Genomic DNA, 13,410 nt, shown 5'->3' with positions numbered 1-13,410 from the left:
ACTGGATAAAAGTAGTAAAGCATGACGCTTGCTTTACTACTTCAAATAAGGCTAGTTATACGTGCTCTTTTAGATCAGCCTGAACGTGCTTTTCAACGTCGTCTGACACGTCATTAGACAGTAGCTCAGGCTGCTGTGTGGCCTTATTAAACTGTTGGGCTAGGGTATGATCGCCATTGAGTAAATCGACCAAAGTCCCTTTATTATTATCAACTAAACCAAGCTCGCGCAGCATTGAATCAATCAGTGGCGCGTTAGCACGATAATTTAATGCCGCATTGGTCACTTGTTCAGCAATGCCTGATGAATTGGCGGCAGCACTGTGGCCATTGCCAGTTTGACCCGCACCATAACCTTGCAAAATTTTAATGCTGTCGATATTTTCAAGCGGTTTCACAGCCTTTGCAATAATCTCAGGGAGGGCTTTTAACATGGCTAAGGTTTTTTGTAATTCAATTTGCTCTGAGCTTAAGCAATTCTCAGCTTGATAGAGTGCTTCTTTACCAGCTGCTTCTACCGCATATATTTTTTCATCCGCTTCAGCGCGAAGAACTTTCGCATTAGCATCGGCACGGGCTTGAATTAATACCGCACTCGCGCGGTCTTCTGCAGCACTTTTTTCAGATGCCGCTTGCACCGTAATACTTACCGCATCACGTTCTGCTTCTTTTTTCGCATCAATGACTTCAATTTCTTTTTGACGATTTGCTTGGGCCACAGAACGGGCAGTGATCACTTCCTCTTCTTTTTCAACACGAATTTTTTCAGCTTGCGCTGCTTTTGCACGTGCCGCAGACTCTTCTTCAGACTTGATAGCAATTGCGATGTGTTTTTCTTGTTCTGCGACTTCAATGTCACGTTTTTGTTTAATTGAGGCTTGGTCTAGCGCATTTTTCTTTGCAATTTCAAGTAATTCAATACCTTGAGCTTTACCAATTTGTGCCGCTTCAATGGCTTGTTCTTTCGCAATTTCCGCTTCGCGTTCTTCTTTTGCGCGTTGTTCACGGGTCACGGCAATCTCAGCTTTTTGCTGGGCACGTCTAAATTCAACTACTTGTTCTTGAGACAAACGAGCTTCTTCTGCTTCTTTTTTAATTTCGAGTGATTGCTGTTCAGCTTCTAGATTTCTACGCTCAATTTTAACGCGATTTTCTTGCTCAATATCATTGGTTTCTTTACGTTTTTCTTCAATTATCTTGGCAAGTCTTGCACGACCTTCAGCATCAAAGGCATTATTTTCATTAAAAAATTCAAGATCAGTCTGATCAAAACCCGTCAACGATACTGACTCAAGTTGTAAACCATTTTTTTCAAGATCATTAGCAACGTTTTGCTGTACCTTTTGCACAAATTCAGCACGTTGCTCATGCATTTCAATCATGGTCATTTCGGCGGCAACAGCACGAAGCACGTCGACAAATTTTGATTCCATTAATTTCTTTAATTCATCCACACGCATGGTACGCGTACCAAGGGTTTGTGCTGCCATCGAAATACCTTCGATATGCGGTGCAACACGCAAATAGAAATCGGCTTTCACATCAACACGCATTCTATCTTTGGTGATTAGTGCATTTTTTTGCATTTTTTCAACTTCAATACGAAGTGTATTCATATTAACTGGGATAGTCTCATGCAAAACCGGCAAACAAATTGCGCCACCATCTTTAACTACTTTTTCACCGCCTAAACCAGTACGAACGAAAGCGACTTCTTTACTGGCTCTGACATATAATTTTGCAAATATAAAACCGATTGTGAGCAAGGCGACTAAACCGATCCCCGTCACAGTTAAAATAAAAGTGAGGTTATTTAAATCCATATTTTTCTTCCCTATTTTAGATTTTGATTAAAGGCTATACCAAGCCAATAGTTTTCATTTTTTTCTACTAAAACAACTTCAGTTCCTTCAATAAAAATTTCGTCTTTGCTTTGTGGCGCCACTAATAAATAGTGTTTTTGATGGTATTCATCTTGAAGTACAGCCTCGGTTGGATTTTGAAAGCTGGCTTTACCTTGAGTAATTTTTGCCAGTTTCCCGACAAAACTATGATTTGAAATTGCAGAGCTTTCATTTTTTGGCAATATCTTCGTTAAGGGTGCCGCAACTAGTTTTATAAAATAAACAGTTATGATCAACGCACTACTCACAACCAAATAACTTGCAAGAGACGTTTCAAAAATAAGGGTACTAAAATAATTGATGCTGTAACCAAAAATACCAAAACTACTGAGAAAAAGTACTAACCAAATAAGCATTGGTAAGCGGTTTAAACATAACCAGCCTAATAATGAGGTCAATCCGCCAGCGGTTAAGTCAATATCTGCGTCTAAATCAAATCCAGTTAACTGATCTAACGCATTCATTAAACTAAAACCAATAATTAACCCTAAGCCTTCGATAAGTAACAATATAAAAACAAAGAAAATTGCGCAGCTAAAAAGCAGATTAAAATCTGCCAGCATAAATTCCATCATACACATCACATCCTTTTTATAATTTTTATTAATATGTATTAAAAACACTCAACAATAACTGCGATTTAACCTTGCGTTTTTTATAACGTGACAGGCAAGCTGATTAAAGATAAAAACCTGACTGCTACATCGCATTAATTTGTATTTTACAATAAACCAAGACTTAAAAGCTCTATAAAAAGGAACAAAAAATTAAATTTATACATTTCCGCTGTGCTTTATCTCTGACAACCACACATTAAAAATATCAATTTAAGATATAAACGCCTCATAAACTGTTAATAGCCCATGAACATTTAGTCAAAAAATAGCTGTTTAAACTCGCTATTTTAATGATGCTTTAATTGACATATTGGTTGGGTAAACTTGCTGATATTAGCACCTGAATACTCTCGAAATTAACTCACTATACGTAACGTTAATTGAGTGTATTTTGACCAATTAGCGTTGGATAATAAACTGTTTTAGGGAGGGGTTTAACGGAAATCAGATTATACTTATCATGCAAAGTAGTTTTACATTAGCAATTAAAAGAATTACTTATAAGCCAATCGTCAGTAATTTAAATTGGTAGGCCTTTATAAATTTAAAAGCTGTTTAAAGTGATTAGTCTGACGCCTTGAAACTTCAAGTTCAGTGCCGCATGTTAGGGTGATTTTAAAGCCGCCCGTGATCCAAGATTCAATTGCTGTCACATAATGAAGATTGACTAACTGCTGACGATTAATCCTAAAAAATTGTGTTGCATCAAATCGCTGTTCTATTTTTTGCAATGAACTGTAATTCATTGGTGAATGAGTAGAGAAGTAAATTCGACTGTAATTGCCAATAGCTGCAATGTAACGCACCTCGTTAATTTTTATCAACCAGCATTTTTGACTGAAATAACACACGCATTTGGATATTGTTTACTCGTTTCATTCATAATCGTAATCTGCAGTATCGCGGGTGCCGCAGATTGGCTAAAGCCATGCTGTATTGCGTTTTCAACCAGCAACTTCATTAGCTGGGTCGACAAACACCAATCCAGCAACCGCGCTTGGATGCTGCGCTGCATCGGTGCGAATAATATGACCACCATAAGAATGTCCAACCAAAATAAAATGCGGTTTTAACTCGGCTACGGTTATTAATTGGCTCAATTCATTACTGGTTGCAATTAAGGTTCTCGCCCTTGTTACTGGATCTGATTTACCATATCCGGCACGGAGTAAACAACCACTTTAGCTTGCTTGCTAATTGCGGGTGCAACTTTTCGCAAATGTGTTAGATCGCTACCAAAACCAGACTCAAAAATCACCGTAAATTCAACTTCGCCCAGGCTGATAGGATGTAAAGCGTGGTCGCTTATCGAGATCATTTTATCTTGTGGGGTCTCAATATTTGCCACTGCGCCTTGGATAAAACAAAAGCCACCTAAAAGGGTTATCGCAAAGAATTTCAACCCTTTTTGCAACTGATGTCCCAGCTTGATTGTTTTCATAGACTGTAGACTAAGGTTTGATTTTATAAGCTGTTTGCGTAACTTCATTTGCTGACTCCAATAAGTGAGTTCAATATTACAGAGCTAGAGGTAAATTACGCTAAGACTCATTGTTAATGAAGTGACTATAAACAGCCTTGTGCAAAGGTGGGTGAGTTTTATGGTAAGTGGTCAAATGATCTGTTGAGCAGTTTTTCGATTCAAAATCGGATCTAAATAACCCTTTAAATTGCTCTCTTACCGTTGGACATAAAATTGTGAAGTGAGTATTTAACCTAAGTTCCCGATAAGAGATTTAGCAACATATTGAATTAAAGGTAGATTTATTATTCTACCTTGCGGTTATTTAACTCAAGCAAAAATAGCGCGGAATATATTATTAAATGTTGCTGTTTATTTTCATAACACCTTTTATCAACAGTACGAACAAACCGCCAATCACCATGACATAAAAGACTAAAGCAATCGCTATTGCGCCAAATAAATCTGGCGCCTTCATCAACGTCGTCATTAAAGAGTCTTGATAATAAAAAAACCATTGATGGCCGTCAGGAAAAACAAGGGTATGAAACCAGTAAAACACGGCTTTTGGTCCGATCAAGATCAAAAAAAGGCCTAATGTAAACAAGGTGATAAGGTAAAAACGGCACACAGCTTTAAAGTAAAAATGGGGGTAACTGCGTTTTAATAAACGCGGATAACCCATAAGTACAATTAAAAAAAACATGCTGCCATAAGCAACTGCTGTTGCAACATCAATGAGATTTGCAACGTCTTGTAAATGGGTTATTTCTGCTGGAGTTAATAATGGTTGTAGCATTGCCCCATTATAAAAGGTAATTTCTGCTAAGCCTTGGCCATGCTGATGTATCGCCGCGACAATTTGACCAAACAATGCCACGTGCTGCGATGTTGTTAGCAGCTCTAATCCTAAATAATGCCGATTTTGAGGGCCATAAAGTACGATGTGTTGCTTGATTTCAAGCCAATCGTACCAAAATGAATAATGAAAATCAGACAGCGTGAGAGATTGCCAACTTAGCCAAGCCAGCACAATCAATAAAAAAACACTCATCGCAAACCAATACAAATTAGCCGCAAAGCGGTCAAACTTTAATAACAAAAAACGCATTATACCTCTGCACATTAATTCAACTTAAATCAAGTAACGTTATTGCTACAATTACGAATAGATTGATTGACACTTGTACCATTTATCAACAGCCTACTATCATGATGGGCAGTAAAATATGCATTTATCATTGTTGAATAGTTTTTATACTGTTTTTTTACGTTATAATCACGCCTGATTTTAACCCATCCATAAATCTAACAGTCCTTACATGATTAAACACTTTATTATTGTTTTGTTTTATTGTTCATTTTGTTTGAGTCTGGTGCTCAGCATGCCAAGTGCTGCAAAATCGCAAAGTTTAACTGTAGCCATTGATCATTCACCACCTTACTCATATTTTGATGATAAAGGTAGGCCTAGTGGTTTAATTGTTGATGTATTTCAAGAGATTAGTCGCTCATTTAATTATGACTTTAAATTTGTAGAATGCCCTTGGGCACGCTGCGTAAAATTAGTCAGTGAAGGTCAAATCGATTTATTAGCAGGGATCACCAAAACAGCTGAGCGCGAGCAAATTTTTGCTTTTATTGAACCGGCTTTTTTTAAGCGTGAAAACCATTTTAAGTTTTACTATACCGATAAAAATTTAACCATTGATAACGTTGCAGACTTAGCCCCACTGACTGTGGGTATGCTCCGTGGTGCATTGCATACCAAAGCCTTTGATAACGACCAAACGTTGAGCAAAGAAACCTTTGTTGATGTGCAGTCATTGTTTAACGCATTACAAAAAGGCAGGGTCGATGCGATTATTCATTCTGATCAAGTGATCCAACCGTATTTAGCCCAATACGATCATGCCCATACGATTTATAGTTCAACCCTGAGTCTTCCAGCTAAATCGGAGGGGTTTATTGCACTGTCCAAAAAATCACCGCATATTGCGCTTCAAGCTCAGCTTAGCGAGGTACTCGCTGAGCTTGAAAATAAAGGGACTCTTGCCACTTTATTAAGCCGATATAAATTTTAACCCTGTTAGTTCGTTGTTTTTACAATCGGCTCACTTGTTAGATGATGCTTTGAGGTCAACGATAAATCGTTAAGCAAAACATAAAATGCCGGCAATACTAATAAAATCAATAGTGTTGATACTATCATGCCAAAAATAATACTCACGACCAACGGCTGTACAACCTGTGCTTGTAGACTACTTTCCAACAGTAGTGGCACGGTGCCAGCAATAGTGGTTGCAGAGGTAATAAAAATTGCACGAAAACGCTCTTTGGCTGCCATCACAGCACTTTGGTGAATATCCATACCTTGCTGCTGATGTTCTTTGATGTATGCAACAAGTAAAATTGAATCATTTACGACAATCCCAGCTAACGAAACAAACCCTATCATGCTTGGCATCGAAATGTCATAACCTAGTAACCAGTGCCCCCAAAGTACGCCTATTAATGCCAGCGGGATTGCTATCATCACCATAATAGGTTCGAAATAGCTGCGAAACTGAAAACTTAAGATGACAAAAATACCAATTAGCCCTAATAGAAATTTACCGCCTATCGATTTACCCGTTTGACCACCATTTTTAATTTCACCTTCATAACTAACTAAAATATCTTGCCATTGAGCCATGATATCGACCATAACGGTACGCTGTAATTGCGTTACTATTTCATTGGTATTTCCAAGGTTGGTATCAACATCTGCGGTAATTGTTAAAGTTCTTTCTCCATCAACTCGGTTTAACCTAGTAACACCGCGTATTGCGGTAAGTTCAGCTAAGGCAGATAACGGATGTTGGCTTCCATCAGCAAGAATGATAGGGTAATTTTTCAACTGTGCCAGGCGCTCTTTATCTTGTGCTTGGAGCTGTACAAAAATCTCAACCGTATCGGTATTTCGCTGTATCTCATCGGCCACTTCACCAAAAAAAGCACTCCGTAGCTGCGCACTGACCATCTGGCCATCAACGCCGTATGCCAGTGCTCCCGGTAGCAAGCGAATATTCCACTCTTCTTTTCCAATCCTTAAATCATCAAGATATTGTTAACATCATCATAATGTTAACGCGGTAAATTTCGAGCAGAATAATTAATCAAAAATACGCTTTTGATTAATTGATTAAGGTTAGTGTAGGCTGTTAAAAAGCACTATTGACCATAATAGCCGATAAAACGCAGTGCAATCCCTACTTCATCATTATATTGGCGTAACTCTCGGTATTCTAAAAAAGGTTCAATTTCATAATAAAGCCAGCTATGCAAAAACTGCTCGCGATAACGATACGATAAAGTATAACTTCGCAGCCCGTTAAACGCGTCTTTTCCATTAATACCGACAATCATGGCACGTTTTTGATCAGGTAAATAACTGAAATAAAGGCCACTGCGCACTTCACTGTCGGGTTCACTTTGTAAGTGACGCAAATTCGCAGACCAATTTAAGCTCATAGTAGGTGAGAGTTCTTTATCGTAAGCTAATTTAATAAACTGGCCAAAGCCATCGGAGTAATAATATTCAAGACCTGCGGTTGCAGCGAGCAGATGAGTATCTATTTTTTTTTCCCATACGGCGGAGCTGCGAGCATAGAGCTGAGTACGTGAAATCCCAATTCGATGATCGATATTCAAATTGTCATTTTTTTCAACTAAGTATTGCAGCGAAGCGTTAATTTCATTGCCTTGGTGATTATTACCAGCAGCTTGATTTTCAGTTTCAAATGGTAGGCGAGCAAATTCATCTGCATCATTATCAACAATGAGCTTTAGGCGTTTTTTCCAATTCGGTAAACTCAACGATACAGTAAAGCGAACTTCAGTTTCGCTCCAATCGTTATTGCGGGGTAACCATCCTAAGCGCAAGTAACCTTTGGCAGCCGCTTTTTTGTCACTTGGCACTTCGGCCATTAAATCATCAAGCCACTGGGCACTGTTTTGCATTTGCCGATTAATTTGCTCACGAAATGCGAGTAAATTACTCGTTTCATCAGCGGGAGTACTTATGTCGGTTGTAGCAGCTTGAGCGGCAGTTTCAAGCGGTGTGGGGCTCGTCTGTGTATCTTGATTTGCGAAGGCATCACTGAGTGTGATTAGGATTAAGAAATAACAGAGGGAGTAAAAAATTCGTTGCATTGTTCACTCCCTTAATGCCGAGCTACGCGGCTACGGCGGGTTTAGTAAAGTATTTATACAACCCAATCAATGAGGCTGCAATCCAAAATAGTTCAATTACAAAGCTTGCTAAATTAAAGTTATAACAAAGGCTTATCAATAACAAGATTGCACCTGATAAATTCATCAGGTTGTACTTTAACCCCGTTGGATTCACTTTACCTAATTGTAGTAGAAAAAAAGCACCTACTACCAAACACGTACCCGACATACCGATAATATCAAAAATTAAATCAGTCATTACACAACTCCAAGCTAAAAATTCGTCCAGATCTGCTGGCCCTATCCGTGGGGAGGACGTTTTTCATTCCATGAAACAGCTTGTAGTTAGATACTTAATACCAATTGTATTAATTCAGTAGTCATTTTTTGTGACAATATGACCAATGATCATGTCATAAAAATTTCTGATGCAATTGTTTTACAAAGAAATTTCAACCATGCTTACGTACAAGTCTGTTTCACAAACATGTCAGTTATTAAATGCACTTGGTATATAGAGTATCCGACAAAGGGCTGCCATTTTAGGTAAGCAAAAACACAGAAGCAAGGACAAAAATCCTTATCACTCCTTTTTCTGGCTTATTTGTCGCTACCATTTTATTTAACTTTGATTATTTACTGTGGACCTTGCCACCGATAATTTTTAACGCAGGGACTCCGCGTATAAGGCACTGGCGAGCAAAAAATTGCTGACAATTGGGGCATTGGCCAGCATTTATCGTGAAATCTTGAGTAATCCGTTCAACAAAACACTTCACTAAAGCGCCCTTGCCTCCTTTTTGGTATTTATACAACTTTGCTTGGCAAGCTTTACAAAAAATATCGACTGTGCGAGTGGGTGCGTTTTTATTTGGGCGGGCCATCTGCTTTTACTTTAATTACATATACTGCTTAGTGTAACCCATTTAGTAAGGCCATAAACCAAACACGAGACCAATTAAGGTAAACTGTGCAGTGTGATAACCCGCGTTAATTAAAAACAATTTTAATGGCTTTTGCTCAAATACATAATTAATTGCCAATACACTTGAAACCCAACATAAACCAACAATAAAACCTAAGGAAGTAGAAAAAACAACGCCAGGATGCGTACCAACCAAAAAGCCAAACAGCATACTAATTAAAAATGTAGCTATAAATGCAATACCGATTACTTTTAGTGGATCGGCCTTTTTAATATCAAAAGGAGTTAAACCGGAAGTTTCTAGCCACGCTAGCTCAAATAACCAAGGTGAATACCAAATCCCCCACAATAAAAATGAAGAGCAGGTAGCAACTAAAATTGCGCCTAAATTGAGCGTACTTAAATCAAACATTAGCAACTGCATGTTTCAACTGTATATAAACAAAAGCTAGCCAGAATTAATTAATAACTCAAGTTTATTGCAATAAACACAATAAAATTATTTTTTATATGCATTTATAAAGCGTTAATGAAGCTAACGCTGCACAGGTTTTTTCTGTAGTTTTCGTTGTAAGGTGCGACGGTGCATATCCAATTGCCGTGCCGTTGCAGAGACATTACCATTATTGGCGTTTAGTGTTTGCTGAATATGCTCCCACTCTAATCGTTCAGCAGACATAGGCGCTTCTTCTATAGTACATTCGGCTTTATCGCCTGTGAGTGCTTTGAGAATGGTCAATGTATCGGCCGGTTTAGCTAAATAATCATTAGCACCAAAACGCATGGCCTCAACTGCGGTAGCAATGCTTGCAAAGCCAGTAAGCAGTACCATATGGCAACTTGGGTATGCAGCTCTAAGTGGCTTAATTAAATGTAAGCCATTGTCATTATTAAGCTTCATATCTAATAAGACATGAGAAGGGTTAAACTGTTGTGCTTTTGAAAGTGCATCACAGCTGTGATTTACCAGCTCACAACTAAAGCCATGCTGTGATAAACGACGTGCCAATACAGTGGCATAGGCAACATCATCTTCAATGATCAGCAGTCGCATTTGAGCGCCACTCACGAACTTACCTGCTGCGGATCAGAACAAAGTGGTAGCTCAACAATAGCTTGCATCCCTTTTTCTGGATGATTAATTAAACTCAATTTACCGCTAAAACGCTCAATTGTGGCATTAGATAATAACAATGCCATGCCTAAACCTTGCTCGCTTTCAATTAACTGCTCACCAAGCTTTATTGCTTGATGGTCACTTACGCCTGAGCCAAAATCACGAATGGTGATGTGTAATCTGGTATCGCTTTGAATGGTGTGCACTTTAAAGTCTATATTCACTTGATGTTGACCTTGGTTTTGATTTGCTTGTACCGCATTTTGCAATAAATTAAACAAAGCAGGTAACAACAATGCATCTGCTTCAATGTAGCCATCAGGTACAGGATTTACATGTAGTTGTTGCAATGGAAATTGTAATTGAAACTGCTCTTGCAGTTGTGCAACCAGCGCGGAAACAACCAAGCGCTGTGGTTTTTTATCGCGCACAGCACTGGCTAATTCTCTAAAAGAAGCCAGTTGCGTAGCACAAGTGCGAAGGGGCCCTGCCATATCTTGTACCGCAGGATTAGTAGGATCGGTTTCAAGCAGTTCATCGTACAAAAGTTGTATTGTGGCAAGCGGCGTTGCTAATTGATGGGTAACCTGAGTTGACGCCATACCTAATGCAAGCAACTGCTCACTTCGAAGTTGTTCTTCTCGCTGTTTAGCTATTGCTTGCTCTCGTTCGATGATCATCCGAGCCAATGCCCCAACAACTAACGTCACCACCAGTGCTGACAAAATAAAATTAGCCCACATGGCAATAAAATGTTTTGTCATATCCATATGATGCATGCTGTGGCTGGGCATTTTTAACAACATAATACTGTAGGCGGCCATCGCAGTAACTGAGACTAAAACCAACCAACGTGTTGGTAACGTTACGGCAGCTATCACAATAGGCAGCAGGAGCAGCGAGACAAATGCATTGGTTGCACCACCGCTTAACGACAACAAAAGCGTTAAAAAAACCACATCGGCCAACAATTGTAAAACTAAATCATGTTGGCGAATATGGCGCTTACGATAAAATAAAATACTGGCTAAATGAAAAATAGTTTCGCCACAAATAACCACAATTAATGGCATTAATGAGATATCTAACGCCATTAGAAAGTACACTGCAAACACGGTGATTAATTGTATAACAATTGCACCACTGCGCAGTAATAGCAGCTTATCCATAGGCCGGCTGCTACCAAAAGACCATTTTACCACTGCATGCCTTATTTTTTATCAATAGTGAACTCGGCACATGGTGTGCCTTGATGGAAGACCATTTGCCAGCCATCGGTCGTTTTACGCCAAATTGAACTTCGATTTGAAAACTGCGGACGAGGTTCTTTATCACGCACCAATCGCGCACGATACGTCACTTGTGCAATTTCAGCACTGATCAAACGCACATCAAAATCTTGATTATGAAAATCAGGCATCATCTCTGACGGTAAACGCGATAATACATGCTGTTTATCAAAGCATTTTCCCGTTGCAGAAAACTCAACAAAATCATCTGCAAGTAAATTATCAAGCATCTGAGATGAAGCTCGAACATTGGGTTTTAATAACGAAAGCTCTAACATCACTAAATGTTGCGATAGTGACAGGTCTACAGGTAAATTACTTTTCATTTTTATAAATCACCGCATTTTTCATCACAAATGATACTCGAGATAACTCGCTGATATCTTGTTCTGGATCACCTTTAAGAGCAATAATATCGGCAAATTTACCTACTTCTAAACTGCCAAGCTGCTGTTGCATGCCAAGCAAGGTTGCAGCACTGAGTGTAGCACTGACAATCGCATCTTTGGGTGACATGCCATATTTAACCATTAAAGCAAATTCTTTGGCATTTTGGCCATGCTGTGACACCCCAGAATCCGTGCCAAAAGCAATATTAACGTTATTTTTTAATGCAGTGCGAAACGCTTGCTCCATCACTGGCGCAACTTGTTTTACTTTAGCGACAATCGCAGCGGGCATATTTGGATTCGTTAGGGCTTCTTCTGATACCGTTGCGCCTGCTAATAATGTTGGCACTAAATAGGTTTGATGCTTATTAAACAAACGAATGGATTCTTTATCAAGATAAGAGCCATGCTCAATTGAATCAACTCCAGCGCGGATTGCTGCATTAATGCCATCGGTGCCATGGGCATGAGCCGTCACTTTACGTCCTAAATTATGCGCAGTGCTAACAATAGCTTCGAGCTCTTGGTCGGTAAATTGTTGTTTTACTCCAGCCGCAGTATTACTTAACACGCCGCCAGTTGCAGTAATTTTAATGACATCGGCGCCACTTTTAATCACTTCTCGCACCGCTCTTCGGCAATCGTCAGCACCATCACAAATGCCCAGACCACCAGTAACAAGCTCTGTAACATCATGACGATAACCATGTAAATCGCCATGGCCTCCAGTTGCAGAAATAAAATCGCCAGCTGCAAAAATGCGCGGCCCAACAATTGTTTGGTTATTAACAGCTCGTTTTAAGGGAAAAATAACTTTATAAGAACCGCCTAAATCACGCACGGTAGTGAAGCCAGCATTGAGCGTTTTTTCAAGATAAGGAACTGACGCCAAAGCAAAATCTGCATCATATTGTGTTAACCACACATGAGGATTCGCTGTCGGGTCGCGCTCAAACGTCAAATGGACATGCATATCTATCAGCCCTGGCATGACATAACTATCTTTTAGGTCAATCACAGGTACATCGGTTAATTTCAGCTGTGCTAAAGTGCGATAACCATTGTGTATCGCACTAATTTTTCCGTCTTCCAAAATTAAGGTTTGCTCTTTGAGAGGTGATTTCCCGGGAACGGTTAGCACAGTACCACCATAAATTACAGCATCTACTTGTGCAAAAAGGGCTGGGCTAATCGCGAGCATCACAGTACTTAATACGCCTAAGGAGAATTTTGACATGGTCATTTACCTTTTCTTATTATTGTGCTGCTATTCATACCACAAACAACATCAAAATCTCTAATTTTGCGTTTATTGCTAACAAGTGTTGAGTTTTGATTTGAACACAAATCATACCTAAAAGGCCAACATACCTCAGTAAATAGGCTAATTAATGCCCCTAAAACAGCAATTTATTAAATTTGCTAGAGTTCATTTCTAGATTTTGTTATAACTCCTCTGACCACACCCGATCCGCGTGATATCCACTACACTG

The 13,410-nt window shown here is 39.1% G+C and carries 16 protein-coding genes; 1 reads left to right on the top strand and 15 read right to left on the bottom strand.

What is annotated here, in order from left to right:
- Nucleotides 1–55 precede the first annotated feature (55 nt).
- From PTUN_RS19495 to PTUN_RS19475, 6 genes are all read right to left on the bottom strand, one after another.
- Nucleotides 56–1,822, bottom strand: a complete 1,767-nt coding sequence (locus tag PTUN_RS19495) for a flotillin family protein (protein WP_009837008.1) — start codon at nucleotides 1,820–1,822, stop codon at nucleotides 56–58.
- An 11-nt stretch (nucleotides 1,823–1,833) separates the two neighbouring features.
- Nucleotides 1,834–2,478, bottom strand: a complete 645-nt coding sequence (locus PTUN_RS19490; RefSeq protein WP_040643469.1) for an OB-fold-containig protein — start codon at nucleotides 2,476–2,478, stop codon at nucleotides 1,834–1,836.
- Nucleotides 2,479–3,056: 578 nt separating this feature from the next.
- The gene (locus tag PTUN_RS19485) at nucleotides 3,057–3,344 is read right to left on the bottom strand and encodes a LytR/AlgR family response regulator transcription factor (protein WP_009837010.1); all 288 of its coding nucleotides are present in this window, start codon (nucleotides 3,342–3,344) and stop codon (nucleotides 3,057–3,059) included.
- Between the two features lie 120 nt (nucleotides 3,345–3,464).
- Entirely contained in the window at nucleotides 3,465–3,638 is a 174-nt protein-coding gene (locus PTUN_RS21885) for an alpha/beta fold hydrolase (RefSeq protein WP_119081672.1), read from the bottom strand.
- A gap of 17 nt (nucleotides 3,639–3,655) precedes the next feature.
- Complete coding sequence (locus tag PTUN_RS19480) at nucleotides 3,656–4,009, bottom strand: hypothetical protein (RefSeq protein WP_040643470.1); 354 nt, start codon at nucleotides 4,007–4,009, stop codon at nucleotides 3,656–3,658.
- A 331-nt stretch (nucleotides 4,010–4,340) separates the two neighbouring features.
- The gene (locus PTUN_RS19475; protein ID WP_009837014.1) at nucleotides 4,341–5,093 is read right to left on the bottom strand and encodes a lipoprotein intramolecular transacylase Lit; all 753 of its coding nucleotides are present in this window, start codon (nucleotides 5,091–5,093) and stop codon (nucleotides 4,341–4,343) included.
- 274 nt (nucleotides 5,094–5,367) lie between these two features.
- On the opposite strand from PTUN_RS19475, the gene PTUN_RS19470 reads away from it, so the two are divergent.
- Nucleotides 5,368–6,066, top strand: coding sequence for a substrate-binding periplasmic protein (locus PTUN_RS19470; protein ID WP_040643471.1), 699 nt, complete (start codon nucleotides 5,368–5,370; stop codon nucleotides 6,064–6,066).
- A gap of 5 nt (nucleotides 6,067–6,071) precedes the next feature.
- Here PTUN_RS19470 and PTUN_RS19465 read toward each other — a convergent pair whose 3' ends face one another.
- The 9 genes from PTUN_RS19465 to PTUN_RS19425 all read right to left on the bottom strand — a co-directional run bounded on the left by PTUN_RS19465 (nucleotide 6,072) and on the right by PTUN_RS19425 (nucleotide 13,160).
- Entirely contained in the window at nucleotides 6,072–7,043 is a 972-nt protein-coding gene (locus PTUN_RS19465) for an efflux RND transporter permease subunit (RefSeq protein ID WP_040643472.1), read from the bottom strand.
- Between the two features lie 152 nt (nucleotides 7,044–7,195).
- Nucleotides 7,196–8,176: a hypothetical protein gene (locus PTUN_RS19460; protein ID WP_009837017.1), complete on the bottom strand. Its 981-nt coding sequence runs from the start codon at nucleotides 8,174–8,176 to the stop codon at nucleotides 7,196–7,198.
- Nucleotides 8,177–8,198: 22 nt separating this feature from the next.
- Nucleotides 8,199–8,456 (bottom strand): CBU_0592 family membrane protein, encoded by a 258-nt coding sequence (locus tag PTUN_RS19455; RefSeq protein WP_009837018.1) that lies wholly within the window; start codon nucleotides 8,454–8,456, stop codon nucleotides 8,199–8,201.
- A gap of 373 nt (nucleotides 8,457–8,829) precedes the next feature.
- Nucleotides 8,830–9,081 carry a hypothetical protein gene (locus PTUN_RS22330; RefSeq protein WP_009837019.1) on the bottom strand — a complete coding sequence of 84 codons (252 nt, stop codon included), beginning with the start codon at nucleotides 9,079–9,081 and terminating at the stop codon, nucleotides 8,830–8,832.
- Nucleotides 9,082–9,123: 42 nt separating this feature from the next.
- Complete coding sequence (locus tag PTUN_RS19445) at nucleotides 9,124–9,534, bottom strand: DUF1761 domain-containing protein (protein WP_232284969.1); 411 nt, start codon at nucleotides 9,532–9,534, stop codon at nucleotides 9,124–9,126.
- A 123-nt stretch (nucleotides 9,535–9,657) separates the two neighbouring features.
- The gene (locus tag PTUN_RS19440; RefSeq protein WP_040643602.1) at nucleotides 9,658–10,176 is read right to left on the bottom strand and encodes a response regulator transcription factor; all 519 of its coding nucleotides are present in this window, start codon (nucleotides 10,174–10,176) and stop codon (nucleotides 9,658–9,660) included.
- 11 nt (nucleotides 10,177–10,187) lie between these two features.
- Nucleotides 10,188–11,408: an ATP-binding protein gene (locus PTUN_RS19435; protein WP_009837022.1), complete on the bottom strand. Its 1,221-nt coding sequence runs from the start codon at nucleotides 11,406–11,408 to the stop codon at nucleotides 10,188–10,190.
- A 41-nt stretch (nucleotides 11,409–11,449) separates the two neighbouring features.
- Nucleotides 11,450–11,854: a nuclear transport factor 2 family protein gene (locus PTUN_RS19430; protein ID WP_009837023.1), complete on the bottom strand. Its 405-nt coding sequence runs from the start codon at nucleotides 11,852–11,854 to the stop codon at nucleotides 11,450–11,452.
- Nucleotides 11,844–13,160 carry a metal-dependent hydrolase family protein gene (locus PTUN_RS19425; RefSeq protein ID WP_009837024.1) on the bottom strand — a complete coding sequence of 439 codons (1,317 nt, stop codon included), beginning with the start codon at nucleotides 13,158–13,160 and terminating at the stop codon, nucleotides 11,844–11,846. Before PTUN_RS19425 ends, PTUN_RS19430 begins: the two co-directional genes overlap by 11 nt.
- Nucleotides 13,161–13,410 lie beyond the last annotated feature (250 nt).

It is taken from the genome of Pseudoalteromonas tunicata, assembly GCF_002310815.1.
Taxonomy (GTDB): domain Bacteria; phylum Pseudomonadota; class Gammaproteobacteria; order Enterobacterales; family Alteromonadaceae; genus Pseudoalteromonas; species Pseudoalteromonas tunicata.
This window is presented reverse-complemented; position numbering and strand designations above follow the sequence as displayed.